At 65.4% G+C, this 26157-nt stretch carries 22 protein-coding genes; 13 read left to right on the top strand and 9 right to left on the bottom strand.

From position 1 onward, the window contains the following. Positions 1 to 98: 98 nt before the first annotated feature. The gene (locus VDP74_RS08970; RefSeq protein ID WP_322999289.1) at positions 99 to 2297 is read right to left on the bottom strand and encodes a bifunctional (p)ppGpp synthetase/guanosine-3',5'-bis(diphosphate) 3'-pyrophosphohydrolase; all 2199 of its coding nucleotides are present in this window, start codon (positions 2295 to 2297) and stop codon (positions 99 to 101) included. 209 nt (positions 2298 to 2506) lie between these two features. Here VDP74_RS08970 and fdxA point away from each other — a divergent pair, with 209 nt between their 5' ends. The 9 genes from fdxA (at position 2507) to VDP74_RS08925 (ending at position 10521) form a co-directional block, all read left to right on the top strand. Further along, on the top strand, positions 2507 to 2833 hold the full coding sequence (gene fdxA / locus VDP74_RS08965) for a ferredoxin FdxA (protein ID WP_322999288.1): 327 nt from the start codon (positions 2507 to 2509) through the stop codon (positions 2831 to 2833). A 197-nt stretch (positions 2834 to 3030) separates the two neighbouring features. Further along, positions 3031 to 4248 carry a polyhydroxyalkanoate depolymerase gene (locus VDP74_RS08960; RefSeq protein WP_322999287.1) on the top strand — a complete coding sequence of 406 codons (1218 nt, stop codon included), beginning with the start codon at positions 3031 to 3033 and terminating at the stop codon, positions 4246 to 4248. 102 nt (positions 4249 to 4350) lie between these two features. Then, on the top strand, positions 4351 to 4962 hold the full coding sequence (locus VDP74_RS08955) for an RnfABCDGE type electron transport complex subunit B (RefSeq protein ID WP_322999286.1): 612 nt from the start codon (positions 4351 to 4353) through the stop codon (positions 4960 to 4962). Next, complete coding sequence (gene nth, locus VDP74_RS08950; protein ID WP_322999285.1) at positions 4959 to 5597, top strand: endonuclease III; 639 nt, start codon at positions 4959 to 4961, stop codon at positions 5595 to 5597. The genes VDP74_RS08955 and nth overlap by 4 nt, the downstream gene beginning before the upstream one ends. Positions 5598 to 5741: 144 nt before the next feature. After that, on the top strand, positions 5742 to 6524 hold the full coding sequence (locus tag VDP74_RS08945; RefSeq protein WP_322999284.1) for an ABC transporter ATP-binding protein: 783 nt from the start codon (positions 5742 to 5744) through the stop codon (positions 6522 to 6524). A gap of 67 nt (positions 6525 to 6591) precedes the next feature. Then, complete coding sequence (locus tag VDP74_RS08940; RefSeq protein ID WP_322999283.1) at positions 6592 to 7305, top strand: ABC transporter ATP-binding protein; 714 nt, start codon at positions 6592 to 6594, stop codon at positions 7303 to 7305. A 54-nt stretch (positions 7306 to 7359) separates the two neighbouring features. Continuing rightward, positions 7360 to 8571, top strand: coding sequence for an ABC transporter substrate-binding protein (locus VDP74_RS08935; RefSeq protein WP_322999282.1), 1212 nt, complete (start codon positions 7360 to 7362; stop codon positions 8569 to 8571). Positions 8572 to 8659: 88 nt separating this feature from the next. Next, positions 8660 to 9547: a branched-chain amino acid ABC transporter permease gene (locus VDP74_RS08930; protein WP_322999281.1), complete on the top strand. Its 888-nt coding sequence runs from the start codon at positions 8660 to 8662 to the stop codon at positions 9545 to 9547. Then, positions 9544 to 10521 carry a branched-chain amino acid ABC transporter permease gene (locus VDP74_RS08925; RefSeq protein WP_322999280.1) on the top strand — a complete coding sequence of 326 codons (978 nt, stop codon included), beginning with the start codon at positions 9544 to 9546 and terminating at the stop codon, positions 10519 to 10521. Before VDP74_RS08930 ends, VDP74_RS08925 begins: the two co-directional genes overlap by 4 nt. A 158-nt stretch (positions 10522 to 10679) precedes the next feature. Here the strand turns inward: VDP74_RS08925 and VDP74_RS08920 are convergent, their stop codons facing one another. The 5 genes from VDP74_RS08920 to VDP74_RS08900 form a co-directional block, all read right to left on the bottom strand. Then, positions 10680 to 11882, bottom strand: a complete 1203-nt coding sequence (locus VDP74_RS08920; RefSeq protein WP_322999279.1) for an ABC transporter substrate-binding protein — start codon at positions 11880 to 11882, stop codon at positions 10680 to 10682. A 372-nt stretch (positions 11883 to 12254) separates the two neighbouring features. Next, the gene (locus tag VDP74_RS08915; protein ID WP_322999278.1) at positions 12255 to 13013 is read right to left on the bottom strand and encodes an ABC transporter ATP-binding protein; all 759 of its coding nucleotides are present in this window, start codon (positions 13011 to 13013) and stop codon (positions 12255 to 12257) included. Further along, on the bottom strand, positions 13010 to 14854 hold the full coding sequence (locus tag VDP74_RS08910) for a branched-chain amino acid ABC transporter ATP-binding protein/permease (RefSeq protein ID WP_322999277.1): 1845 nt from the start codon (positions 14852 to 14854) through the stop codon (positions 13010 to 13012). Before VDP74_RS08910 ends, VDP74_RS08915 begins: the two co-directional genes overlap by 4 nt. Before the next feature lie 4 nt (positions 14855 to 14858). Beyond that, on the bottom strand, positions 14859 to 15896 hold the full coding sequence (locus tag VDP74_RS08905; RefSeq protein ID WP_322999276.1) for a branched-chain amino acid ABC transporter permease: 1038 nt from the start codon (positions 15894 to 15896) through the stop codon (positions 14859 to 14861). Positions 15897 to 15960: 64 nt separating this feature from the next. Further along, entirely contained in the window at positions 15961 to 17130 is a 1170-nt protein-coding gene (locus VDP74_RS08900) for an ABC transporter substrate-binding protein (RefSeq protein WP_322999275.1), read from the bottom strand. A gap of 287 nt (positions 17131 to 17417) precedes the next feature. On the opposite strand from VDP74_RS08900, the gene msrB reads away from it, so the two are divergent. From msrB to VDP74_RS08880, 4 genes are read left to right on the top strand one after another with little or no spacing between them, the layout of a single operon-like run. Then, the gene (msrB, locus tag VDP74_RS08895) at positions 17418 to 17813 is read left to right on the top strand and encodes a peptide-methionine (R)-S-oxide reductase MsrB (protein WP_322999274.1); all 396 of its coding nucleotides are present in this window, start codon (positions 17418 to 17420) and stop codon (positions 17811 to 17813) included. After that, positions 17810 to 18391, top strand: coding sequence for a septation protein A (locus VDP74_RS08890; RefSeq protein WP_322999273.1), 582 nt, complete (start codon positions 17810 to 17812; stop codon positions 18389 to 18391). Before msrB ends, VDP74_RS08890 begins: the two co-directional genes overlap by 4 nt. Further along, entirely contained in the window at positions 18388 to 18687 is a 300-nt protein-coding gene (locus VDP74_RS08885) for a BolA family protein (RefSeq protein WP_322999272.1), read from the top strand. The genes VDP74_RS08890 and VDP74_RS08885 overlap by 4 nt, the downstream gene beginning before the upstream one ends. Next, positions 18684 to 19478, top strand: a complete 795-nt coding sequence (locus tag VDP74_RS08880) for a peptidylprolyl isomerase (RefSeq protein ID WP_322999271.1) — start codon at positions 18684 to 18686, stop codon at positions 19476 to 19478. The genes VDP74_RS08885 and VDP74_RS08880 overlap by 4 nt, the downstream gene beginning before the upstream one ends. Before the next feature lie 64 nt (positions 19479 to 19542). On the opposite strand, the gene ligA is transcribed toward VDP74_RS08880, so the two are convergent. The 3 genes from ligA to smc form a co-directional block, all read right to left on the bottom strand. Beyond that, positions 19543 to 21675, bottom strand: coding sequence for an NAD-dependent DNA ligase LigA (gene ligA / locus VDP74_RS08875; RefSeq protein WP_322999270.1), 2133 nt, complete (start codon positions 21673 to 21675; stop codon positions 19543 to 19545). Then, positions 21672 to 22664: a cell division protein ZipA C-terminal FtsZ-binding domain-containing protein gene (locus tag VDP74_RS08870; RefSeq protein ID WP_322999269.1), complete on the bottom strand. Its 993-nt coding sequence runs from the start codon at positions 22662 to 22664 to the stop codon at positions 21672 to 21674. The genes ligA and VDP74_RS08870 overlap by 4 nt, the downstream gene beginning before the upstream one ends. Positions 22665 to 22683: 19 nt before the next feature. Then, on the bottom strand, positions 22684 to 26157 hold a 3474-nt coding region (gene smc, locus VDP74_RS08865), incomplete at its 5' end, for a chromosome segregation protein SMC (protein ID WP_322999268.1).

Genomic DNA, 26157 nt, shown 5'->3' with positions numbered 1-26157 from the left:
CCGGGCGCAGCGGACCACAACGGCCAGCCAAAACGGGCATTTTAACAGCGCGGGCCGATGGGCAGCCGCTGCAGCCGCATCCGGCGCGCTCCGCGCGGCTATTGCCGGCTGGCCTGGACGCCCGGCAGTTCGTTGACGGCGTCCAGCGCCTGGCGGATCTGCGTGCCATCGCGCACTTCGATCGTGAACACCATGTGCGCCAGAGAGCGCCGACTGTGGGTGGTCACCCGCACCACCCGCAGCCGCAGGCGGGCGAAGACCTCGGACAGGTCCCGCAGGAGATTGGGCCGGTCCTGGGCATGGATGCTGAGATCCACCGGATACAGGGCCTGGCCGGTTTCCCCCCAGGCCACCTGGATGCAGCGTTCCGGGTGCCGCTGGGCCAGCGCCGCCCAGGACGAGCAGTCCTGCCGATGGATGGAGACCCCCCGGCCCCGCGTCACGAAACCCTCGATGGCATCCGGGGGGGCCGGACGGCAGCAGCGGGCCAGCTGCGTGAGCAGCGAATCCACCCCGACCACCAGAACCCCGCTCTTGCCGGTGCGCGCCACGCTGCCCGCATCGCTGGCATAGACACGGGCGGCATCAGGCAGCGCGGATTCGGATTCCGGCTCGCGAAAGACCTGATCGATCTGACGCAGGCTGAATTCTTCCTTGGCAGCCGCCACGTACAGATCGTCTGCCTTGGCAAAGCCCAGCTGCTGGGCCAGGTTTTCCTGGTTGACGGCGGTCTTGCCCAGGCGCTGCAGTTCTTTTTCGACCAGTGTCTGGCCCTGGGCGATGCGCTGCTGCAATTCCACTGCATTGAACCAGGCCCGGACTTTCGACCGGGCGCGCGGGCTGGCCAGATAGCCCAGCTGCGGATTGAGCCAGTCCCGAGAAGGCCCCCCGGATTTGGCGGCGGTGATCTCGACCGTCTGGCCGGTGCGCAAGGGCGTGGACAAGGGCACCATCTGGCCATCGACCCGGGCACCCCGGCAACGGTGCCCCAGATCGGTATGCAGCAGATAGGCGAAATCGACGGCGGTGGCGCCTTCGGGCAATTCCAGCACCCGGGCCTGAGGCGTCATTACATAGATATGGCGTTCGCTGCGCGGCGCCTCGGGTGCCGGCGCCGGCCCGCCGTCTTCTTTCCAGGCCAGCAGCTGGCGCATCCAGGCGATTTTCTGATCGTATTCCCCCGACGCTGTCACCTGCCCGCCCCGGGCTCCGGCTTCTTTGTAGCGCCAGTGCGCCGCCATGCCGAACTCGGCAAACTGGTGCATGTCCTGGGTGCGGATCTGCACCTCGAAGGCCCGCCCCTGATCGTCTGCCACCACGGTGTGCAGGGACCTGTAGCCATTGGGCTTGGGCCGCGCAATGTAATCGTCGAATTCCTCCGGCACCGGGGTCCACAGGGCATGGACCAGGGCCAGCGCCGCATAGCAGGCGCGCTCGTCGGCCACGATCACGCGCAACGCCCGCAGATCGAACAGCTGCTGAAACTCGAGATGCTTGATGCGCATCTTGTTCCAGATGCTGTAGATGTGCTTGGGCCGGCCGCTGATGTCCGCCCGGATCCCGGCATCGTCCAGGGCGGCCTGCAGGCGGTTCATCACGTCTTCGATGAAGGCCTCGCGCTCGGCGCGCTTTTCCTCGAGCTGGCGGGCGATGGTTCTGTAGGTGTCGGGCTGCAGGAAACGGAAGGACAGGTCCTCCATTTCCCATTTCAGCTGCCAGATGCCCAGCCGGTTGGCCAGCGGCGTGTAGAGCGCCATGGTTTCCCGCGCGAATTCCGGCGGACAGGGCGTACGGGTCGCGGCAAACCAGCGCAAGGACTGCAGGCGCGAGGCCAGCCGCATCAGCACGATGCGCAGGTCGGCCGCCATGGCCAGCAGCATCTTGCGCTGCATTTCCTTTTGGTCGGCCCCCGATTCGCCGCCGGCCCGCCCGGCCACGGCCCCCAGGTGCAGCAAGGCGCGCGTGCCCTGCACCAGAGTGGCGACCTCGGGGCCGAAGGCCTTGCGCAAGGGGTCGGCGCGAGAGAGTTCGCCCGCCGGCACTGGTTGCACGGCCAGCAAGGCGCCCGCCCGCGTCTCGGCGTCCGAGCCCAGATCACGCAGGATCAACGCCACGGCTGCGCAGTGCGCATCCAGGAGTTCCCCCGTGCTGGCGCGGACCTGGCGCAATGGTTCACGCACCCAGTCCACCGCCTGCTGCAGCAAGACAACCCCGTCATCATCCAGGCCCTGGCTTGCCTCGCGGAACCAGTCCGGATCAAACGGGTCGGTCGATACAGTGTGCGCAGGGATGCTCATGGCCAGAAAACACTAGGGAAGTCGGCCCCGATGGGCCACCCCTCTATACTACTTGAGTCCTCCGGCCGATGGTCGCCTCCGCCTGTCCGGGATCGCCTTGCGCGGCCTCGCCCCTATCCCGGTATCGGGCTCTACGGGTTGTCCCGGATAAATTCGGTAAAATCCCCCTTGGCCTTCATCGGCCCTTGTTTGCTGCCGGAGTTCCCCTCATGACCCACGTCGTCACCGAAAACTGTATCAAATGTAAATTTACCGACTGCGTCGATGTCTGTCCGGTGGACTGTTTCCGCGAAGGGCCCAACTTCCTGGTCATCGACCCCGAGGAATGCATCGACTGTGCGGTCTGTGTCCCCGAATGCCCTGCCAACGCCATCTTCGCCGAAGAAGACGTACCCCAGGATCAGGTCGACTACATCCCCCTGAATGCGGAACTTTCCCCGATCTTCGGGCCCATCAACCGTTCCATCCAGGCCCTGGACGGCGCCGACGAATGGAACGGCGTCGCCGGCAAACTCAAATACCTGGAACGCCCCTGACCTTCCCGGTGCGGCGCCCTGCACGGGCGCAGCCGCACTGCGGCCTGTCTGTAAAATCCCACACCCAGACCCGGCAATCGACCTTACGCGGGTAAATCCTGTAGCGCGTCGTAACGATTACCGGTACTTTAAGTCCGGACTCCCGATATGAAGGCGCACGATCTGCGTCATCACAGACCACCGGAACGCATTCATCCATGCTGTACGATCTTCACGAGCTGCAACGCTCCATCCTGGCCCCGTTCACCGCTTTCACCGAAACGGGATCCCAGCTGTTTTCCAATCCCTACAGCCCGCTGGCCTACACGCCACTGTCCCGACAGTTCGCCGCCACCTACGAGCTGGCGCACCGCATGGGCAAGGACTACGAAAAACCCGCCTGGAACCTGCCTTCCACGACCATCGGCGGCCGCGAAATCACCGTGACCGAAGACATCGCGCTGGCGCAGCCGTTCTGCCGCCTGGTGCATTTTCGTCGCGACATCCGGCGCCAGGACCCGTGCATCCTGCTGGTAGCGCCGCTCTCGGGCCACCATGCCACGCTGCTGCGCGACACTGTCCGGGCCTTGCTGCCCGATCACGACATCTACGTCACCGACTGGATCGACGCCCGTATGGTGCCGGCCGCCGAAGGCACCTTCGGGCTGGACGACTACGTGCATTACATCCAGACATTCCTGCGCCATCTGGGGCCTGATACCCACGTGATGTCGGTCTGCCAGCCCACGGTGCCCGTGCTGGCCGCCGTCTCGCTGCTGGCCGCCGCCGACGAACCCTGCCAGCCGCGCAGCATGATCATGATGGGCGGCCCGATCGACACCCGCAAATCTCCCACGCAAGTCAACCGTCTGGCCACGACCAAACCCTACGCCTGGTTCGAGGACAACCTGATCCACCGCGTGCCGGCCCGCTACCCCGGCGCCGGGCGCCTGGTGTATCCCGGTTTCCTGCAGCATGCGGGATTCGTTGCCATGAACCCCGACCGCCACCTGAAATCCCACTACGATTTCTACCTGCACCTGCTGCGCGGCGACGACAACGACGCAGAAGCCCACCGCCGCTTCTACGACGAATACAACGCCGTGCTGGACATGCCGGCCCGTTTCTACCTGGACACCATCCGCACCGTCTTCCAGGAATTCAGTCTGCCCATGGGCACCTGGACCATCGACGGCATGCTGGTGGAACCCGCCGCCATCCGCAAGACCGCACTGCTGACCATCGAAGGCGAACTCGACGACATCTCGGGCTGCGGACAGACCCACGCAGCCCATCATCTGTGCGCCAACCTGTCCCCATCGATGCGGGAAATCCATACCGCCAAGGACTGCGGCCATTACGGGATTTTCTCCGGGCGCCGCTGGCGTTCGCAGATCTGTCCTAAAATCTCCGCATTCATCCGCGCCCACGCCTGATTCACCGCACCGCCTGCAGCCGCCCCGTAGCGCGCGAACGCAGGCGCATCCTGCCCGGAACGCGGCGGGGCGGCGGTGTTTTCAGCGCAATCCGTTTCCCTCATGTCTACTCTCGTTGACGAACTGGACGCCCTGCTGCCGCAGACGCAGTGCGGGCAATGCGGCTTCGACGGTTGCCGTCCTTACGCGCAAGCCATGGCCGATGGCCGCGCCGACACCAACCGCTGTCCGCCTGGCGGGCCGCCGACCATTGCCGCCCTGTCGCAGCGGCTGAACCGTCCTGCCAGACCGCTGGATCCGGACTGCGGCGTCCATCAGCCCTTTCGCGTCGCCCTGATCGACGAGGAACACTGCATCGGCTGTACGCTGTGCATCCAGGCCTGTCCCGTGGACGCCATTCTGGGCGCCAACCAGAGCATGCACACCGTCATCGAGGCCGACTGCACTGGCTGCGAGCTGTGCGTCGCCCCCTGCCCGGTCGACTGCATCTCCATGGTGCCCGCCGGCCGCGACTGGACTGCGGACGACGCCCAGGCCGCCCGCCAGCGCTATCGGTCGCGTACCACGCGGCTGCTGGCCCGCCACACCGAATCCGCAGGGCCAGCCGCCCGCACCCTGGCCAACAAGCCGGCGCTGGCCACCGCCCCTTCCGACCACGACAAACAAGACCGCATCGCCCAGGCCTTGGCCCGGGCTCGCGCCAGACGCTCATGAAACGTGCCGCCATCGAGGAATGCTTTCGCCGCTGGCGCGAGGCCAACCCCCACCCCAAGACGGAACTGGAATACGGCAGCACCTTCCAGCTGCTGATCGCCGTGATGCTGTCGGCGCAGGCAACCGACCGCTCGGTCAACCTGGCCACGCGCCGCTTCTTCCCGGAACACGGCACCCCCCAAGGCCTGCTGGCCCTGGGCGTGGACGGCCTGATGGAGGCCATCCGCACCATCGGCCTGTACAAGACCAAGGCTCGCAACGTGATCCGCACCTGCGAGCTGCTGCTGGAGCGCCACGACGGCCAGGTGCCGGACCGCCGCGAAGACCTGGAAGCCCTGCCAGGGGTCGGCCGCAAGACGGCCAATGTCGTGTTGAACACGGCATTCCGGCAACCTGCCATGGCCGTGGACACGCATATCTTCCGCGTCGCCAACCGCACCGGCATCGCGCCGGGCAAGACCGTGCTGGCCGTCGAACAGGCGCTGCTCAAGCGCATTCCGAAGGACTACCTGCTGGACGCTCACCACTGGCTGATCCTGCATGGACGCTACGTCTGCGTGGCCCGCAAGCCCAAATGTCCGCAATGTCCGATCAGCGATCTGTGCGAATATCCGGACAAGACCCCGTCCGCCTAGGCTATCGCACTGCAGCATTTTTACTTGACGTTAGGTAAACCCTGAGAAACCCCTATGGAGGCCGGCCCCGATCCGTCTCATACTTGAAACATTCCACCAAACGGCGCTGCACTGCGACAGGACACACAGGACATCTTGGGCACTATGGGCACGGACCAATCCACCATTCTCGAAACCCGCAATCTAAGCAAGACCTTCCTGGGATTCGTCGCAGTCGATGCCGTCAATCTGCAGGTCCAGCGCGGCCACATCCACGCCTTGATCGGCCCCAACGGGGCCGGCAAGACCACCTGCTTCAACCTCCTCACCAAATTCCTGACTCCCTCCGAAGGCCAGATCTTCTTCGACGGCCGGGAAATCACGCGCGACAAACCCGCTGAAATCGCCCGCAAGGGCATCATCCGGTCCTTCCAGATCTCCGCCGTGTTCCCGCAGCTGTCCGTGGTGGACAACGTACGCATCGCCCTGCAGCGCAACACCGGCCTGTCCTTCAAGTTCTGGCGCAGCGAAACCAGCCTGCATCACCTGAATGCCCGCGCCCTGGAACTGCTCGACGAAGTCGGCCTGGCCGACTTTGCCAACGAGACCACCGTCAACCTGCCCTACGGCCGCAAACGCGCCCTGGAAATCGCCACCACCCTGGCCATGGAACCCAGCCTGATGCTGCTGGACGAACCCACCCAGGGCATGGGCCACGAAGACGTCGACCGCGTCACCCAGCTCATCAAACAAGTCAGCGCCGGTCGCACCATTCTCATGGTCGAACACAACATGAAGGTCGTGTCCTCCATTGCCGACCGCATCACGGTCCTGGCCCGGGGGGCGGTACTGGCCGAAGGCGACTACGCCACCGTCTCGAACAACCCCGCCGTCATGGAAGCCTACATGGGCACCACCCAGGGCGAACTCGAAGGAGCCCAAGCATGAGCACGCAAGGCCGCCCTAAGTGCAAATTCCCCCTCGGGGGGACGGCGCGCGGCGCCAAGGGGGCAGCATGAGCACGCCCGCCCTGGAAATCTCCAACCTGCAGGCGTGGTACGGCGAATCCCACGTGCTGCACGGGGTCGACATGCGCGTCGAACCCGGCCAGGTCGTCACCCTGCTGGGGCGCAACGGCGCCGGGCGCACCACCACGCTGCGCGCGCTGCTGGGCCTGACCAGCCGGCGCACCGGCTCGATCCGCATCCAGGGCACCGAATCGATCCACCTGCCCACCTACCGCATCGCCCACCTGGGCATCGGCTACTGCCCGGAGGAACGCGGCATCTTCGCCTCGCTGTCCTGCGAGGAAAACCTGCTGCTGCCGCCCACCGTGGGCAGCACGCTGGGCGGAGGCATGTCGCTGGCCGAAATCTACGACATGTTCCCCAACCTGCTGGAACGCCGCCATTCACCGGGCACCCGGCTGTCGGGCGGCGAACAGCAGATGCTGGCCGTGGCGCGCATCCTGCGCACCGGCGCCAACCTGCTGCTGCTCGACGAAATATCCGAAGGCCTGGCACCGGTGATCGTGCAGGCGCTGGCACGCATGATCACGACGCTGAAGTCCAAGGGCTACACCATCGTCATGGTCGAGCAGAACTTCCGCTTTGCCGCGCCGCTGGCCGATCACTTCTACATCATGGAACACGGCCAGATCGTCGAGGAATTCCCCGCCGCCCAGCTGCAGGAAAAGCAATCCACGCTCGACAGCCTGCTGGGCGTCTGACACCCCATTCATCATGACACCTGCCGGCACAACCGGCTTCCTAGGAGATTCCCCATGAAATTGCGTACCCTATCCGCTGCACTCGCCGTAGCCGGCCTGGGATTTGGCCTTTCCGCCCATGCCGCCGGGGTGTCCGACGACGTCATTCGCATCGGCTTCATCACCGACATGTCCGGGGTCTACGCCGATGTGGACGGCAACGGAGGGGCGGATGCCATCCGCATGGCCATCGCCGACATGGGGGGCGAAATCAACGGGAAAAAGATCGAACTGCTGACCGCTGACCACCAGAACAAGGCCGACATCGCCTCGGCCCGCGCCCGCGACTGGTTCGATACCCAGAAAATGGACATGCTGATCGGTGGCACCAACTCCGCGACGGCACTGGCCATGGCCGGGGTGGCCGCCGAAAAGCAAAAGCCCTTCATCGCCATCGGCGCGGGTTCATCCCAGCTGACCAATGCAAAATGCACGCCCTATACCGTGCATTACGCCTACAACACCACGGCGCTGGCTAACGGCACCGGCTCCGCCGTGATCCGCGAAGGCGGTAAATCCTGGTTCTTCCTGACGGCCGATTACGCCTTTGGCCATTCCCTGGAACAGGACACCGCCGCAGTCGTGAAAAAAGACGGCGGCAAGGTCCTGGGCGAAGTCCGCGCCCCCCTGTCCACGACTGATTTCTCGTCCTTCCTGCTGCAGGCCCAAAGTTCCGGCGCCCAGGTGCTAGGCCTGGCCAACGCGGGCGGCGACTTCATCAACTCGGTCAAGGCCGCCAAGGAATTCGGCATCACCAAGACCATGAAGCTGGCCGGTCTGCTGGTGTTCATCAACGACGTTCATTCTCTGGGCCTGGACAACACCGCCGGGCTGTACCTGACCACGCCCTGGTACTGGAACCAGTCCGACGATTCCCGCGCCTGGTCCAAACGCTTCTTTGAAAAACTCGACCGGGCGCCGTCCTTCGTGCAGGCGGCAGACTATTCCGCCGCGCTGAACTACCTGCAAGCCGTCAAGGCCACAGGCACCGATGACGGCGACACCATCATGCAGTACCTGAAGTCCCACAAGATCAACGACATGTTCGCGAAAGACGGCTACATCCGCAAGGATGGCCTGTTCATGCACGACATGTATCTGGCCCAGGTCAAACGTCCTGACCAGTCCAAGGCACCCTGGGACTACTACAACATCATCCGCGATCTGCCGGCCGAATCGGTCTACGGCGCGGAATCCACCTCCACATGCCCCCTGCTCAAGGGCTAATCTCGACGCCTGAACTGCATGGCCCAGCCGCAACGGCCGGGCCATGCGCTCATCCGGCGCTCCGGTCATCTCCCTTCGCTGCGGCTCTATGACAGAACTTTTCGGTGTCCCCATCCAGGCCCTGCTCGGGCAGTTGCTGCTTGGCTTGGTCAACGGCTCTTTCTACGCCGTGCTCTCGCTCGGGCTGGCCATCATCTTCGGCCTGCTCCAGATCATCAACTTCACCCACGGCGCGCTCTACATGCTGGGGGCCTTCGTCGCCTGGCTGGGCCTGCACTACCTGGGGCTGAACTACTGGGTGATGCTGGTGCTCTCGCCCATCGTCGTGGGGCTGTTCGGCATCCTGCTCGAACGCCTGCTGCTGCGCCACCTGTACAAGCTGGACCCGCTGTACGGGTTGCTGCTGACCTTCGGCCTGGCGCTGATCATCGAAGGGCTGTTCCGCAGCATCTACGGGGTCTCGGGCCAGCCCTACTCCACGCCCGCGCTGCTGCAAGGCGGCGTCAACCTGGGCTTCATGTACCTGCCGATCTACCGCGGCTGGGTCGTGGTGGCCTCCATCCTGGCCTGCCTGCTGACCTGGTTCCTGATCGAAAAGACCCACCTGGGCGCCCTGCTGCGCGCCGGGACTGAAAATGCCAAGCTCGTCGAGGCCTTCGGCGTGAACGTGCCGCTGATGATCTCGCTCACCTTTGGGCTGGGGGTAGGCCTGGCGGCCTTTGCCGGCGTGCTGGCGGCCCCCATCCTGCAGGTCTCTCCGCTCATGGGGTCCAACCTGATCATCGTGGTGTTCGCCGTGGTGGTGATCGGCGGCATGGGCTCGATCCTGGGCTCCATCATCACTGGCCTGGGGCTGGGCGTCGTCGAAGGCTTCACCAAGGTCTTCTGGCCAGAAGCCTCCAGCACCGTGGTCTTCATCATCATGGTGATCGTGCTGTTGCTGCGCCCGGCGGGGCTGTTCGGGAAAGAATCATGAATCGACAACTGCTTGCCTACCTGGTCGCCATTGTGGTGATCGCGGCGCTACCGGCAATAGGCGCCTATCCGATCTTCATCATGAAGGTCATGTGCTATGCCCTGTTCGCCTGCGCCTTCAACCTGCTGCTGGGCTACACCGGCCTGCTGTCCTTCGGCCATGCCGCCTTCCTGGGGCTGGCTGGCTACGCCTGCGGCCAGGCGCTGACCGTCTGGGGCTGGCCGACCTTCAGCGGCCTGCTGTTCGGTACAGCCAGCGCCGCGCTGCTGGGCCTGGTGTTCGGCATCCTGTCGATCCGACGCAGCGGCATCTACTTCGCCATGATCACCCTGGCACTGGCGCAGATGCTGTTTTTCTACTTCCTGCAGGCGCCCTTCACGGGCGGCGAGGATGGCCTGCAAGGCATCCCGCGCGGCAGCATCCTGGGCCTGGACCTCACCCAGGACATCAATCTGTACTACGTGGTGATGGTGATCTTCGTGCTGGGCTATGCGCTGATCTGGCGCACCGTGCATTCGCCCTTCGGCCAGGCCCTGAAGGCCATCCGCGAAAACGAAGCCCGCATGGTGTCCCTGGGCTATCACGTGGACCGCTTCAAGCTGCTGGCCTTCGTGCTCTCGGCGGCCCTGTCGGGCCTGGCGGGCGCCACCAAATCGGTAGTGTTCGTCTCGGCAACCCTGTCGGATGCCACCTGGCAGATGTCGGGCATGGTGATCCTGATGACGCTGATCGGCGGCATGGGCACCCTGACGGGGCCGGTGCTGGGGGCCGTCATCGTGGTGGCCCTCGAAAACAAGGTCGGCGACATCGGCCGCTTCCTGATGCAGGAAACCGGCATCACCTGGTTCCGGGTGCTGGGCGAGTCGGTCACGATCGTCATCGGCCTGATCTTCGTCATCTGCGTGCTGACCTTCCGGCGCGGCATCATCGGCGAATGGCTGTACCGGCACGCGCTGCGCAAGGCGCGCAGCTGATCGATCCGTAGCAGGGGCCCGGCGACGACCGGACCGTCCCTACCTTACCAGGCGCAATGAAAATCCGGCCCCTCATCAAAGGGGCCGGATTGCTTTTTGATCATGCGAGGCAACGCTGCGTGCCCCCACCTCGCGGCCTGCATGCCGCCCGGATTCGATCAGCCTTGCTTGACCAACGGGCAGGCGCTTTCCGACAGCGGCACCGAGACCAGATCCGCCGGCAGAGTCCTCAGGATCTTGTAGTAGTCCCAGGGCCCTTTGGATTCCTTCGGGGTCTTGACCTGAACCAGGTACATGTCGTGCGCCATCCAGCCGTCCTTGCGGACCACGCCGTTGTGGGCGAAGAAGTCGTTGACCGGCAATTCACGCATCTTTTCGGCCACGACCTTGCCGTCCGTCGTCCCGGCGGCCTTGACGGCCTTCAGGTAGTGCAGCGTAGACGAATACACGCTGGCCTGCACCATGCCGGGTTCGCGCTGGGTGAGCTTTTCAAACCGGGCGGAAAATTTCCGGCTGGCATCGTCGCGATCCCAGTAGAAAGGCGTGGTCGCCACCAGCCCCTGGGCCTTTTCCAGGCCCAACGCATGCACGTCGCTGATCACGATGCCCAAGGCCACCAGCTTCTGGCCAGCCTGTGTCAGGCCGAATTCGGCAGCCTGCTTGATGCTGTTGCTGGTGTCGGCCCCGGCGTTGGCCAGTGCCACGGCCTGCGCCTTGGATGACTGCGCCTGCAGCAGGAAGGACGCAAAGTCGGACGTGCCCACCGGGTGGAATACCTCGCCCACGACCTTGCCGCCGTTCTTGTCCACGACCTTGGTCAGGTCGGCTGCCAGCTGTTTGCCATAGGCATAGTCGGCCCCCAAGATGAACCAGTTCTTGGCGCCTTCCTTGACCAGGCCGGTGGCCGTCCCGACAGACGAGGCGTAGGTGTCAAACGCCCAGTGGAACCCCGTGGGAGAGCAGGCCTTGCCGGTCAGGGCCGCCGAAAACGGGCCGGACGCGATGGTGACCTTGCCCTTTTCCTGGGCCAGCCCCTGCACGGCCAGGGCCACTGCGGAATTGGTCAGGTCGCCGATCATTTCGACGTGATCGACGTCGAACCATTTACGGGCGATGGACGTCGCAATGTCGGTCTTGTTCTGGTGATCGGCCGAGACGACTTCGATCTTGCGACCCAGGACCTCGCCACCGAAATCCTTCACGGCCATCTGTGCAGCCGTCACTGACGTCACCCCGCCGAAATCGGAATACAGGCCCGACTGATCGTTCAGGATCCCGATGCGCAAGGGTTCAGCCGCGCCGGCGAACTGAGGAATCGCCGCAGAAATCGCCAGGCACAGCAACAACTTCTTCATCTTCATGGATTGTCTCCGTTGATTATGCTTTGTGTTGCGAAGCCCTGTGCGGGACGGCAAAGACCCTGCACGGGCTGCCTTTTGAGGGTATCGTCGGGCCGCGTGGGCTGTCAATGCGATGGAACCCTGCAGGAGGGGTGTCTCAAGCCGATGCAGGGTTCCACGGCGCGGCCTGCAGGCCGCTTCGATTCGACAGTCGTGAAACAGTCCGCAGGGACTGTCCTACGTCCCGTGCTTCCCACGGCGCGGCCTGCAGGCCGCTTCGATTCGCCTGGCGTAGAACAGTCCGCAGGGACTGTTCTACGTCCCGTGCTTCCCACGGCGCGGCCTGCAGGCCGCTTCGATTCGCCTGGCGTAGAACAGTCCGCAGGGACTGTTCTACGTCCCGGCGAATCCCAGATAACTTTCGATTACTCGGGGGTGGGTGGCCAGCATCGAGGCCTCGCCCTGGAGCACGACTGAACCGGTTTCCAGAACGTAGCCGGTGTCGGCCACATGCAGGGCGGCGCGGGCGTTTTGCTCGACCAGCAGGATGGATACGCCTGTGCCGCGCAGATGGGCGATGGTCTGGAAGATTTCCCGCACCACGCGGGGCGCCAGTCCCAGGCTGGGCTCGTCCAGCATCAGCAGGGATGGGCGGGCCATCAGGGCGCGGCCTACTGCCAGCATCTGGCGCTCGCCACCCGACAGGGTTCCGGCTGCCTGGTCCGCCCGTTCGCGCAGGCGCGGGAACAGGGTGTAGACCTCGTCCAAGGTGTCCCGCCAGCCGCGCACCCCGGCCCGGTACAGGCGAAAGCCACCCAACAGCAGATTGTCGTGTACCGACATGCTGGCAAAGAGCTCGCGCCGTTCAGGCACCAGCGTCAGGCCCAACCCCACCCGGCGTTCGATATCCCAGTCCTGGATCGCCTGACCCTGGAACAAGACCTGGCCATGGCTGTGCCCGCGCTGCGGCAAGGCGCCCATCAGGGCGTTGAGCAAGGTGGATTTCCCGGCCCCGTTGGCGCCGATCACCGTCACGATCCGGCCCCGCCCCACCGTCAGGTCCAGAGGATCCAGGGCGGCGACCTTGCCATAATGGGCCGACAGGCCCTGAACCGACAGGACCGTATCGGCGGCATTCTCGGGCGCCGTCATGATGCCGCCTCTGGATGCAGCCGATGCGCCGCAGCCGGAGCTGCGGACTCCCAATCGTCGTCCAGGCCGCCCAGATAGGCTTCCAGCACGGCGGGATTGTTTTGAATGTCCGCCGGCACACCTTCGGCCAGCGGCGTGCCGAAATCCATGACCAGCAGGTGATCGGTCAGCTTCATGACGAAATCCATGTCGTGTTCCACCAGCAGCAGGCTCATGCCTTCGCGGCGCAGCTGGTCCAGCACGGCCGCCAGGGCCTGTTTTTCCTGGTAGCGCAGGCCGGCGGCGGGTTCATCGAGCAGCAGCAGGATCGGGTCTCCGCATAGGGCGCGGGCGATCTCCACGATGCGTTGGCGGCCCAGCGGCAGGCTGCCCGCCGGCTGCTCCATGACGTCGCCCAGCCCGACCCGCTGCAATTGGCGCGCGGCCTCCTGCAGCAGGGACGCCTCGCTGGCCCGATCCAGGCGCAGCGCCGCCGCGACCACGCCGGTGCGGCTGCGCAGGTGCGCCCCCAGGGCGACGTTGTCCAGCACCGTCATGTCCGGCAGCAGTTGCACGTGCTGGAAGCTGCGCACCAGGCCTCGGCGGGCGATGTCGTGAGCCGGGCGGCCGTCGATACGCTCGCCCATGAAGCGCACCTGGCCCCCGCTGAGCGGCAGCACGCCGCTGATCAGATTGAAGGTCGTGCTCTTGCCCGCGCCGTTGGGGCCGATCAGCCCCATGATTTCCCCGGCCCGCAGCTGGAAGCTGATGTCGTTCACCGCCACCAGCCCGCCGAATTCCTTGCGCGCCTGGTCGACTTCCAGCACGACCTGCCCGTCAGGCGGCAAGGGCCGATGCGGCAGTTCCACTGCCGCCGTTTGCAGACGACGCGGCGCGTTGGCGGACGCCTGCCCGCCTACCCAGCGCCCGATCCGGGCCAGCACCGGCCACAGGCCGTCTCGGGCGTACTGCAACACGAGAATCATCAGCACCCCGAAGGCCAGCAGTTCCAGATTGACGCCAGTGCCGACGAGCTTGGGCAGCAGGTTCTGCAGCTGGTCCTTGAGAATCAGCACAGCAGCGGCGCCGGCCACCGCGCCCCAGACGCTGCCGGCCCCGCCCACCACCGCCATGAACAGATATTCGATGCCGTATCCCAGGCCGAACGGGCTGGGGCTAACCGCCCGTTGCATGTGCGCGTACAGCCAGCCCGACACGCTGCCCAGCAGCGCCGCATAGACGAAGATCACGACTTTGTAGTGCGCCAGATCGACGCCGAACGATTCAGCCATGGACCCGCTGCGCAAGGCGCGGATCGCGCGTCCCGCGCGGGAATCCAGCAGGTTGTGCGTGGCCCACAGGGCCAGCAGCAGCACCAGCCAGATCAGCAGGTACATGGATTCGCTGGCGGCCAGCGACCAGCCGCCCAGCATCAGCGGCGGAATACCGGCGATGCCGTCGTAGCGGCCCAGGAAATCCAGATTGCCATACAGGTAATACAAGGCCAGGCACCAGGCCAGCGTGCACAGCGGCAGGTAATGGCCGGACAGGCGCAGGGTGATGACGCCCAGCCCATAGGCCACCAGGCAGGTCAGCACCAGGCCCGCCAACAGGCCCAGCCAAGGGGAAACCCCAAAAGCCGTCGTCAGCCAGGCGGTGGAATACGCGCCCAGCCCCACAAAGGCGGATTGGCCGAACGAAGTCAGCCCGCCCACCCCTGTCAGCAGAACCAGCCCCAGGACCACCAGGCTGTAGAGCCCGATGTAGTTCATCTGCGTGATCCAGAAGGCCGGTACGCCCGGTATCCAGGGCAACAGCGCCAGCACGATCAGGGCCGGGATCTTGATCCAGGAAAGACGCATCGGATCAGTCCTCCTCGTCCAGCTGCACGCTGCCAAACGAGCGCCACAGCAGCACCGGAATGATCAGGGTGAACACGATCGCTTCCTTGAAGGGACTGGCCCAGAACGAAGAAAAGGCCTCGAGGATGCCGACGAACAGGGCGCCGGCGGCCGCGATCGGGTAGCTGACCAGGCCGCCGAAGATGGCCGCGACGAAGCCCTTCAGACCGATCAGGAAACCGGTGTCGTAATAAATGGTGGTGATGGCGGCAATCAGCATGCCCGACAAGGCGCCGATGGCCGCCGCCAGGGTGAATGTCAGGCTGCCTGCGACTCGCGTGCTGATGCCCACCAGCCGGGCTCCCCGGCGATTGACGGCAGTCGCGCGCAGGGCGCGGCCGTACAGGGTGCGGCTGAAGAACAGCCACAGGGCGGTGATCAGGACGGCACACAAGCCCAGCACGGCAAAGGTCTGGGCCGTCCATTCCACCGGGCCGATCTGCACGCTGCCCTCGACCAGTGCCGGTGTGCGCCAGCCTTCGGCGCCAAAGAACAGCAGCCCCAGGCCCGTCAGGGCGAAATGCACGGCCACCGAGATGATCAGCAGCACCAGCACGCTGGCCTGCTCGACCGGCTGGTACACCAGACGATAGATCATCGGGCCCATGGGAATGACCAGCGCCAGGGAAAACAGCACCTGCAACAGCAAGGGCACCCCCGGCCCCGCCAGGCGCGGCGCCAGCGCCCACAGGATCACGGGCAGACACAGCGCCCAGACCAGCGTGCGACCATAGCCGCGCCACTGATGCGTGCGCCAGGCGGACACGGCTTCGACCAGGCAGACCAGCACGCCCAGCAGCACCAGCAAAGCGGCGGTGCCGGGCACCCGGCCATTGGCCAGAAAGGCCAGCGACAAGGCGCCGAAGGTGACGAACTCGCCCTGCGGGATCAGGATGACCCGGGTCACCAGGAAGACCAGCACCAACGCCAGGCCCAGCAAGGCATAGATGGCCCCGTTCAGGATGCCATCCTGCAACAGGATCAGCGCGATCGTCAGATCCATGTCCGCCCCGCTTCCAGGATGCGCCCAGGCCGCCCGGGACGATCAAAACCGCCGTGAATCATGCTTACAGATCCGGCTGATAGGTCCATTTGCCGTCGACGACCTTGACCATGACGCGGCCACGGACATCCAGGCCGGCATGATCCGTCGGGCTCATGGTGAAGATCCCCTGCGAAGCCGGCAGTTCCTTGACCTGTTCCAGCGCATCGCGCAGCGCCGAGCGGAATTCCGGCGTGCCCGGCTTGGCGCCGGTCTTCAGTGCGCGAGGGATCGCATCGTTGATCAGCTGGCCGGCATCCCACATATGACCGCCGAATGTGTTGGTCGTCCCCGCGCCGTACTTGGCTTCATAGGCATGCACGTAGACCAGGGCGCTCTTTTTCACCGGATTGCTGTCTGGCAACTGCGCGGCCACCAGCAGCGGCCCGGCGGGCAGGATCATGCCTTCGCAGGCCTTGGCGCACACCCGCAGCACGTCGTTGTTGGCCGCGCCGTGGGTCTGGTAGATCTGGCCCTTGTAGCCGCGTTCGACCAGTTCGCGCTGCGGCAGCGCCACTGGCGTGCCCGAGGCGGCGATCAGGATGCCATCGGGTTTGGCTGCCAGCAGCTTGAGCACCTGGCCCGTGACGCTGGTGTCGGGGCGGGCGAAGCGTTCGGCAGCCACGACCTTGATGCCCTTGGCCTGGGCGGCGGCCTTCATTTCCTGCAGCCAGCCGTCGCCGTAGGCATCGCTGAACCCGATGAAGCCCAGGGTCTTGATCTTTTGTTTGACCATGGCGTCGGCCAGGGCGCCCGCCATCAGGGCGTCGTTCTGCGGCGTCTTGAAGATCCATTTGCGCGGGCCGTCCACCGGCTCGACCAGCTTGGCGTTGGCGGCCACGCTGATCATGGGGGTGCCGGTTTCGGCGGCTACGTCCGACATGGCCAGGGATGCGGGCGTCACCGACGTACCCAGCACCACGTCGACGTGGTCGTCGGCCGTGAACTTGCGGATGTTCTTGACTGCCTGAGTTGTGTCGGTAGCGTCGTCCAGCACGATGTACTGGACCTGCTCGCCGCCGATCTGCGTTGGCAGCAACGCGACCGTGTCGCGTTCCGGGATACCCAGCGAAGCGGCCGGCCCGGTGGCCGAGACAGTCACGCCGACCTTGATCTGGGCCGATACGGTCAGGGGCAGCGCCGCCAGCAGGGCCGCAGCGCCCAGGGTCAGGCGGAAGGAACGTGCAAATGTCATGGTGGTCTCCGTAAATTTTTGATCGTCGTGCAAGTACACTGGGGTTACAGTCTGGCAGGCTGATCAGTGTATCCGTGCAATCCCTGATGACAAATCAGCCTGTTTTCAGCATGAATCATGATCGGGCGTCATATTATCGCAGGCTGACGCAATTTGCTGCCGAAACCGCCCGTTCAGCGCCGCCGGCCGTCCAAATGAAACCCAAGATGACAGCCCAGGGACAGGGACGGAAAAGTCGTTTAAGATAAACAAGTTACCGATTCAGATACCCAACACTGGTTTTTTTCGTGGACAAGGTCACTCGCACCGACGCCCAATGGCGCGCGCAACTGTCGCCGGATGAATTCGCCGTCACCCGTCTGAAACACACCGAACGACCGTTCACCGGCCGCTACTGGGATTCCACCCAGGCCGGTACTTACGTCTGCGTGTGCTGCGGCACGCCGCTGTTCGTCTCCGACACCAAATTCGACGCCGGCTGCGGCTGGCCCAGCTATTTCGAACCGATCCGCCCCGACGCCATCCGCGAAGAACGCGACATCAGCCACGGCATGGTCCGCACCGAAACCCTGTGTGCCGCCTGCGGCGCTCATCTGGGCCACGTCTTCCCCGACGGCCCCGCCCCGACCGGGCTGCGCTACTGCATCAATTCCCTTTCCCTCAAATTCATCCCGGCCGAATGAAAAAATTTCTTTTCGACCTATTCCCCCTGATCCTGTTTTTCGTGGCGTTCCGGTTTGCCGACATCTATGTCGCTACCGGCGTGGCCATGGCAGCGGCCATCGCACAGATCCTGTGGCTGCGGCTGACGCACCGCGCCATCGAGGGCACCCACTGGATCAACCTGACCGTGATCGTCGTGTTCGGCGGTGCCACGCTGCTGCTGCACGATGACACCTTCATCAAATGGAAGCCGACTGTCCTGTACTGGCTGTTCGCGGTCATCTTGCTGGGTTCCCGCATGCTGACGGGCCGCAACCTGATGCGCCGCCTGATGGGTGAAAAGATCGCCCTGCCCGACCGCGCCTGGGCACGCCTGAACGACAGCTGGGCGGCTTTTTTCATCGCATCCGGCGCGCTGAACCTGTACGTGGCCTTTTCCGGACGGTTCACTGAATCGCAGTGGGTCAATTTCAAGGTCTTTGGCCTGATGATCCTGCTGCTGTTGTTCGTCGTCGTGCAATCCATCTGGCTGGGCCGGCACATCCAGGCCGACGCCACGACGGATTCCGCACCCGCGAAGGACACTGACGCCTCATGACGACAGCCCAGATCCCCGACCCGGCGGATCTGCGCCGTCAATTGCTGACGCGGTTGCAGAACCTGAACCCGGACACACTGGAACTCATCGACGAGTCCCACCTGCACGCCGGACATGCCGGCGCCCAGGGCGGCGCACGGCACTTTCGGGTACGGATCGTGTCCAAACACTTCGAGGGGCTGGGAACCCTGGCACGCCATCGCCTTGTGTATGATTGCGTGCGAGACCTGATGCCCTTTCCGATTCACGCATTGGCCATCGAGGCCAGCATTTCCCCCAACCAAGGACTTTCATGAAACGTATTGCTGTTGTGGCCCTGGCCTGCTCCCTGGCTCTGCCGGTCTACGCCAAGGACCTCGTCACGGTCAACGGCCAGGGGATTTCCCAGGCCAAGTTCGACCAGTTCGTCAGCCTGCTCGTCAGCCAGGGCGCCCAGGATTCGCCGCAGCTGCGTGATCAGGTCAAACAGGAAATGATCAACCGCCTGGTTGCTGTCCAGGCCGCCGAAAAGGCCGGCCTGCAGAAAGACCCCGCCGTCCAGCAGGAAACCGAGCTGGCCTCGCAAAGCATCCTGGTGCGCGCGCTGATGGCCAAATACCTGAAGGACCACCCGGTCACCGATGCCGACCTGAAAAAAGAATACGACACCATCAAGGCTGAACAGGGCGACCGCAAGGAATACAAGCTGCGCCACATCCTGGTCAAGGAAGAAGACCAGGCCAAGGCCCTGATCAAGTCCATCAAGGCCAAGAAAACCACCTTCGAAGCAGCCGCCAAGAAAGACTCCATCGACACCGGCAGCGGCAAGAACGGCGGCGAACTGGGCTGGGGCCCGACCAGCAACTACGTGCCTGAATTCGCGCAGGCCGTGGAAAGCATGAAAAAGGGCGAGATCAGCAGCGCACCCGTCAAGACCCAGTTCGGCTGGCACGTGATCCAGGTCGAAGACGAGCGCCCCATCGCTTTCCCGTCCTTTGACGAGGCCAAGCCCCAGCTGGAAGAAATGATGCGCCAGCAGGCCCTGGGCGACTACCAGAAAGGCCTGATGAAGGACGCCAAGATCGTGGACAACAGCGCGGCGAAATAATCCGCCACCGACACGACACAGCGGGGCGGTCTTCCTTGGAAGACCGCCCCGCTGTCTTTCGGTCCTACTGTTTCAGCAGTGCCAGCAGGCCGGCTTCGTCCAGGACGGCGACGCCCAGTTCTTCGGCCTTGGCCAGCTTGCTGCCAGCTTCCTCGCCGGCGACCACCCAGGCGGTCTTGCGCGATACCGAACCGCTGACCTTGCCACCCGCCGCGAGAATCATGCGCGTGGCCTCGTCGCGGCTCAGCGTGGGCAGCGTCCCCGTCAACACCAGGGTCTTGCCAGCCAGGGGTTTTGCGCCGACCGGTGCGGCATCCGCCTGGGGTGCGACACCCGCCGCCTGCAGTGCGGCGACGACCTCGCGGTTATGCGATTCGGCGAAAAATCGACGGATGGACGCCGCCACGACGGGACCGACATCGGGCACCTGCAGCAGGGCTTCTTCGGAGGCATCCATGATGGCCTGCATGGAGCCGAAATGACGCGCCACGTCCCGCGCCGTGGTCTCGCCCACGTGGCGGATGCCCAGGGCATACAGCAGCCGCGACAGCGGCGGGCGACGGCTCTGATCGATGGCCTGCACCAGGTTCTGCGCTGATTTCTGGCCCATGCGCGGGTAGGTGGAGAGTTCCAGTCCGGTCAGGCCATACAGGTCGGCCAGGGTACGCACGCGACCGCCATCGACCAGTTGTTCGATCAGCTTGTCACCCAGGCCGTCGATGTCCAAGGCCTTGCGGCTGGCCGCATGCCACAGGGTCTGCTTGCGTTGCGCGGGGCAGAACAGGCCGCCCGTGCAGCGTGTGATGGCCTCGCCCTCGGGCCGTTCCACTGCGGACCCGCAGACCGGACAGACCGGGCAGACCGCCAGCAGGTCGAACGGCAGGGTGCCCGCCGGCCGCAATTCCAGCACCGGCCCGACGACTTCCGGGATCACGTCGCCGGCGCGGCGCACGATCACGGTATCGCCGATGCGGATGTCCTTGCGGTGGATCTCGTCCTCGTTGTGCAGCGTGGCGTTGGTGACCGTGACGCCCCCCACGAAGACCGGCTGCAGCCGGGCTACGGGCGTCAGCGCCCCGGTGCGTCCAACCTGGACGTCAATGCCCACCAGGCGGGTGGTTTCTTCCTGGGCCGGGAATTTATGCGCAATCGCAAAGCGCGGCGCACGCGCCACGAAACCCAGCACTTCCTGGGCGCGCAGATCGTTGACCTTGTAGACCACGCCGTCGATGTCGTAGGGCAGCGTGGCCCGCTGCGCGCCGACCGAAGCGTAGAAGCGCAGCAATTCCGCCGCCCCCCGGCAACGCTGCCGCCCCGGGCTGACGGCAAAGCCAAAGGTGGCCAGCCAATCCAGCATGGCGGCATGGGTCGCCTGCGGCTGCAGGTCACGCCCTGCGGCGTCCCGGATCTGCCCCCAGCCGTAGGCGTAGAAGCGCAGGGGTCGCGCCGCCGTCACGCGCGGATCCAGTTGGCGCAGACTGCCCGCCGCCGCGTTACGCGGGTTGACGAAGGGCTTGTCGCCCCGCGCCGCCTGCTGTTCATTCAGGCGGGCGAAGTCCGCGCGCGCCATCAGGACCTCGCCCCGCACTTCCAGCACGGCGGGCGCGGTATCGCCGCGCAGGCGCAGCGGCACGGAACGCAGGGTGCGGATGTTGGCGGTGATGTCCTCGCCCTCGGAGCCGTCTCCCCGGGTGGCGGCCTGGACCAGATGGCCTTGTTCATACCGCAGGCTGACGGCCAGGCCGTCGAACTTGTATTCCGCGACGTAGTCCACGCCCGGCACGGCGGAAGCCGCAGATCCGGGGGCCGCATCCGCCGGAAACAGCTCGCGCTGTTCCCCGTCGTCGGACGCCGGCCGCCCGGCAGCCGACAACAGCCCGGATTCGGCCAGGATCGCCGTCACGCGATCATCGAAGGCCTGGATGTCCGGGTCCTCGAAGGCATTGCCCAGAGACAGCATGCGCACCGCATGGCGCACCGGCGCGAAATGCCCGGCGGGCGCGGCCCCGACCCGCTGCGTCGGGGAATCGGGCGTGACCCAGTCGGGATGATCCTGTTCGATGGCCTGCAACTGAGCCATCAGGCGGTCATACTGCGCGTCGGAGACGGACGGCTCGTCCAGCACGTAGTAGCGGTGGTTGTGGGCCTCGATTTCCGCCCGCAGATCCAGCAGCTGCTGATGCAGGGAATCGGTCACGAAAAGACTCGGGCGGTGCGTTCCGTGCCGGCCAGGAAACCGGCCTGGTCCAGCTGGTCGTACAGGGCGCTGATCTGCTTGTCGATGGCGGGCGCCGATGCATCCTGGAATGTGCGGCCCTGGTCGTCCAGCACATGGGCCTCCAGGCGCTGGGCCAGGTCGCGGCCCACCGCCACCATCCGGCTGAACGCCTGGTCATCGGGGATGCTGTTGGGCACATCCAGGATCAGATCGGCCCGATGCGAGAGATCGCCTGCCTGCTGATCGACCTGCAGCACGAATCGCGGCAAGCCGTTCTCGGCCATCCAGGCCCACTGCCCGCGTGACTGCACGAAGCCGGCCTCGGAGGCGGCCTGGGCGATGGCTGCGGCAGGGCGCGGGGCGGCCAGCTGCAGGATCAGGCCAACCTGGGCGTCCATGGCGGCGCAGCGCGCGTCGAGTTCGGCAGCCTGTTTCAGGACGGCGTCCTGGTCGGGCGCCTCGATCTGGCCGTCAAACCGTTCAGCCAGGTTCTGCGCCAGGGTCCAGAGGTTCGACCATTCGATGGCCGTCAGCGCGCCGCCCCGATTGGCCATGACCACGGCCAACTGCAGCGACACGTAGGATTCGTCGTCGCGCAGGCGGGTGCGGTGGCCGCCGCCTTCGCGTTCGGCGAAGACGCGCACCGGTTTTTTACCCACGCGCACGATGGACTGCACGGCTTCGGCCAACGCCTCGCCCGAGGCCGGATGCGCCAGGGCGATGTCGATCACGGCCTCGCAGGCCGGATCGATTTCGGGAGACTCATCGACCACGGCGGCGCGGTCGGGTTCCCATAGGCTGGGTTCGCGCCGGGGCGCGGCATCCTGCATGAGCACGTCCTGCTCGGATTCGGGCAGCGTCGCCCGCATGCTGCGCCGCGCGCGCCATTCCTGCCAGCCGTTATACAGCAGGACGATGACGATCAGTGCCGCCCCAATCGAAATCAGCAAAATCTGCAAATCGCTCATAAAGACCTCGTTACCCCGTTCAGGCTGCGCCAGCAACCCATTGCAGGGCTGAATCCATGTCCACCGCCACGATGCGCGACACGCCTTGTTCCTGCATGGTGACCCCGACCAGCTGCCGCGCCATCTGCATGGCAATTTTATTATGTGAAATGAAGAGAAACTGTGTCTGATCGCTCATGCCCCGCACCAGGTTGGCATAGCGTTCCGTATTGGCATCATCCAGTGGCGCATCGACCTCGTCGAGCAGGCAAAACGGCGCCGGATTGAGTTTGAACAGCGCGAACACCAGCGCCGTCGCGGTCAAGGCCTTTTCGCCCCCCGACAGCAGGTGGATCGTGCTGTTGCGCTTGCCGGGCGGCTGGGCCATGACCTGCACGCCGGCATCCAGGATTTCATCGCCCGTCATGCTCAGGCGCGCTTCGCCGCCGCCGAACAGCTGCGGGAACAACTGCCCGAAATGCTGATTGACCGTCTCGAAGGTCTGGGACAGCAGTTCGCGGGTTTCTCGATCGATCTTGCGGATGGCGTTTTCCAGCGTATCGATGGCCGACAGCACGTCGTCGCGCTGATGATCCAGGAAGCCCTTGCGGTCGCGTGCCGCCGACAATTCGTCGAGCGCCGCCAGATTGACGGCGCCCAGGGACTCGACGCGCCGGGAGATCCGCTGGACCTCGGACTGCAGCCAGTCCAGCCGCTGCCATTGGGGCGGCTGCTCGGCCAGGTGGCGCTGCAAGGCGGCGCGATCCACCTGCCGGGCGTCCAGCTGTTCGGCGTACTGTTCCACCGACAGGCGCGAGGCCTGCTCTTTCAGCTGCAATTCGGTGATGCGCGCGCGCAGCGGGTCCAGATTGCGTTCCAGCGTCAGGCGCCCCTCGTCGGCTTCCCGCAAGGTAGCGGCGGCCTGATCCTGCTGCACACGCGCCTGGCGCAGGGCCTCTTCGGCTTCGGCCCGCGATTCCAGGGCGTCCTGCAAACCGGTCTGGGCGACGGACTCGTCCAGTTCGAACAATTCACCCTGCAGGGATTCGAGTTCGGCGCCCGAGCGGCGGCTTTGCTCGGCCGCCAGCTGCAAGGTGCGGCGCAGCTCATCCAGGCGGTTGCGCAAAGCGCGCACCGCGTAATCGGCTTCCTGGGCGGCACGTTCCTGGTCGCGCCCCTGCTGACGGGCCTGCTCGGCCCGGGCTGCCAGATCTTCGATCTGCATGTCCAGCGCCGCCTGCCGTTCCTGCTGTTCGGCCAGCACCGCATCCTGGGATTCGAACCAGGCCTCGGCCTCGTCGCGCCGGGCAGCCAGTTCGGCCTGCTGCGCTTCGATGTCCCGCAGATCGCCATCCAGGCGGCGGGCCTGATCGTCGGACCGGGCCATCTGCTGACTGATCTGGTGATGCTGCATCCGGGCATCGTGCTGGGCCTGCATGCGCTCGGCAATCTGCAGCCGCGCGGGCTGCAGGGCCTGTTCCAGGGCACGGCGCTCGGCATCGGCGCGCGCATGCGCGTCCAGCGCCTGGTCGGCGATCAGCTGGGCCGCCTTGATTTCGCGCACCAGATTGTCGATCTGCTGCTGGCGGGCCAGCAGGCCGGCCTGCTCGGAATCCGCTGCGTAGAAACGCGCGCTGCAGGCATCGACCCGATGGCCGGCTCGCACGACCCACAGCCCTCCGGGCGGCAGTTCGGCCCGGCGCGACAGGGCCTGGCCCAGATCATCGGATACATACACCCCCTGCAACCAACTGGCCAGCAAAGGCTGCAGCGCGGCATCCCGCGCATGCACCCGATCCAGCAACAAGGTGGCTCCGGCAGGCGCCTGTGCCGGGGCGGGCGCCTGGCCAGGGACCTGATAGAAGGCCAGCCGGGCGGGCGGCGCATCCTGGGCGAACGCCCGCACATGATCCAATGTGCGCAGCCCCAGCGCGTTCATGCGCTCGTGCAGGACGGCTTCCAGGGCGGTTTCCCACCCTGCATCCACCTGCAGCTGCTGCCACAGGCGACCCAGCCCGTGCAGCTCCTGGCGCTGCAGCCAGGGCTCCAGGGCGTCCTCGGACTGGATCTTTTCCTGCAGGGCGATCAGGGCCTGGCGACGAGCATCCAGCCGTTCCAGGTCGAGTCGTGCATCCTGGCTGGCCTGCTGCGCCTGCGTCAGGGCGGCCTCCAGATCCGGTTGGCGCGATTCCAGTTCCAGCAAACGGGCCTGGGCTTCTTCCAGGCGCGATTCCGCCACGGCGCACTCGCCTTCCCAGCGTTGCAATTCCGCCGGATCCGGCATGCCCAGCGCCTGGCGTTCATCCTGCAGACGCTGCCGGCGATCATCCAGGCTGCGCCATTGGTGATCCGCGTCGCGCTGGGATTGGGCCGCCAGGGCCAGATCCTGTTCGGTGCGCGCCAGGCTGCGGCGCCATTCGTCGCGCTGCAGATTCAGAGCCCGCAACTGCGCATCCAGATCGGGCAGGCCATCCTGGGCCGACTGGGCCTGCACGGCCAGGGTCTCGGCCCGGGCGATGGCCTCGTCGATCTGTTCCTGGATTTCTTCGATGGCGCCCTGGCTGTGGGTCTGCTGATCGCTCCATTCCTGCATCTGGGATTGCAGTTGGGTGCGCCGCGCCTGCAGGCGGTGCCGGGAATCCACCACGTGGCGGATCTCGGCTTCCAGGCGGCTGACCTGCGCCCCGGCCTCGAACAGACGCCCCTGCGCCTGATGGACGGCCTCGCTGGCGGAGAAATGTCCTTCACGCCGGGATTCCAGGTCGGCCTCCAGCGACCGCAAGCCGGCCACCGCCGATTCCAGTTCCGCCTGGGCGCGTTCCGTGTCCGCCGCCAAGGTCTGCCGGCTTTCGCGAGCGGCCTGTTCCCGCAGCAGCCACAGGGCATGCTGCTTGAGTTCGCCTTCGGTCTGCAAGGCCCGGTAATCGGCTGCCACCCGGGCCTGGGATTCGAGCTTTTCCAGCTGCGCGGCCAGTTCGCGCAGAATGTCGTCCAGCCGGATCAGGTTCTCACGGGTGTCCTGCAGACGGTTTTCCGTTTCGCGGCGGCGTTCCTTATAGCGCGACACGCCGGCGGCTTCTTCGAGATAGACGCGCAATTCCTCGGGGCGCGCCTCGATCAGGCGGTTGATCATGCCCTGGCCGATGATGGCGTAGCCCCGTGTGCCCAGGCCGGTGCCCAGGAAGATGTCGTGGATGTCGCGCCGGCGCACCGGCTGGTTGTTGACGAAGTAGCTGCTGGCGCCATCGCGCGTCAGGATGCGGCGCACTGCGATTTCCGCAAAGGTGGACCACTGGCCGGCCGCGCGGCCCTGGCTGTTGTCGAAGACCAGTTCGACCGAGGCGCGGGCAGCGGGCTTGCGCTGCCCCGAGCCGTTGAAAATCACGTCCTGCATCGAGGCGCCGCGCAATTCCGAAGCCTTGGTCTCCCCCAGCACCCAGCGCACGGCATCGATGATGTTGGACTTGCCACAGCCGTTGGGACCCACCACGCCGACCAGTTCACTGGGCGTGGG

The sequence above is a fragment of the Castellaniella sp. genome (assembly GCF_034674885.1).
Lineage (GTDB): Bacteria > Pseudomonadota > Gammaproteobacteria > Burkholderiales > Burkholderiaceae_B > Castellaniella.
Note: the sequence above shows the minus strand (reverse complement) of the source record. Positions and strands in the feature narration are given on the sequence as shown.

Bases quoted from the DNA above. Each gene is read 5' to 3' on its own strand.
- VDP74_RS08970 (WP_322999289.1), bottom strand. From the start codon at position 2,297: ATGAGCATCCCTGCGCACACTGTATCGACCGACCCGTTTGATCCGGAC.
- fdxA (WP_322999288.1), top strand. From the start codon at position 2,507: ATGACCCACGTCGTCACCGAAAACTGTATCAAATGTAAATTTACCGAC.
- VDP74_RS08960 (WP_322999287.1), top strand. From the start codon at position 3,031: ATGCTGTACGATCTTCACGAGCTGCAACGCTCCATCCTGGCCCCGTTC.
- VDP74_RS08955 (WP_322999286.1), top strand. From the start codon at position 4,351: ATGTCTACTCTCGTTGACGAACTGGACGCCCTGCTGCCGCAGACGCAG.
- nth (WP_322999285.1), top strand. From the start codon at position 4,959: ATGAAACGTGCCGCCATCGAGGAATGCTTTCGCCGCTGGCGCGAGGCC.
- VDP74_RS08945 (WP_322999284.1), top strand. From the start codon at position 5,742: ATGGGCACGGACCAATCCACCATTCTCGAAACCCGCAATCTAAGCAAG.
- VDP74_RS08940 (WP_322999283.1), top strand. From the start codon at position 6,592: ATGAGCACGCCCGCCCTGGAAATCTCCAACCTGCAGGCGTGGTACGGC.
- VDP74_RS08935 (WP_322999282.1), top strand. From the start codon at position 7,360: ATGAAATTGCGTACCCTATCCGCTGCACTCGCCGTAGCCGGCCTGGGA.
- VDP74_RS08930 (WP_322999281.1), top strand. From the start codon at position 8,660: ATGACAGAACTTTTCGGTGTCCCCATCCAGGCCCTGCTCGGGCAGTTG.
- VDP74_RS08925 (WP_322999280.1), top strand. From the start codon at position 9,544: ATGAATCGACAACTGCTTGCCTACCTGGTCGCCATTGTGGTGATCGCG.
- VDP74_RS08920 (WP_322999279.1), bottom strand. From the start codon at position 11,882: ATGAAGATGAAGAAGTTGTTGCTGTGCCTGGCGATTTCTGCGGCGATT.
- VDP74_RS08915 (WP_322999278.1), bottom strand. From the start codon at position 13,013: ATGACGGCGCCCGAGAATGCCGCCGATACGGTCCTGTCGGTTCAGGGC.
- VDP74_RS08910 (WP_322999277.1), bottom strand. From the start codon at position 14,854: ATGCGTCTTTCCTGGATCAAGATCCCGGCCCTGATCGTGCTGGCGCTG.
- VDP74_RS08905 (WP_322999276.1), bottom strand. From the start codon at position 15,896: ATGGATCTGACGATCGCGCTGATCCTGTTGCAGGATGGCATCCTGAAC.
- VDP74_RS08900 (WP_322999275.1), bottom strand. From the start codon at position 17,130: ATGACATTTGCACGTTCCTTCCGCCTGACCCTGGGCGCTGCGGCCCTG.
- VDP74_RS08890 (WP_322999273.1), top strand. From the start codon at position 17,810: ATGAAAAAATTTCTTTTCGACCTATTCCCCCTGATCCTGTTTTTCGTG.
- VDP74_RS08885 (WP_322999272.1), top strand. From the start codon at position 18,388: ATGACGACAGCCCAGATCCCCGACCCGGCGGATCTGCGCCGTCAATTG.
- VDP74_RS08880 (WP_322999271.1), top strand. From the start codon at position 18,684: ATGAAACGTATTGCTGTTGTGGCCCTGGCCTGCTCCCTGGCTCTGCCG.
- VDP74_RS08870 (WP_322999269.1), bottom strand. From the start codon at position 22,664: ATGAGCGATTTGCAGATTTTGCTGATTTCGATTGGGGCGGCACTGATC.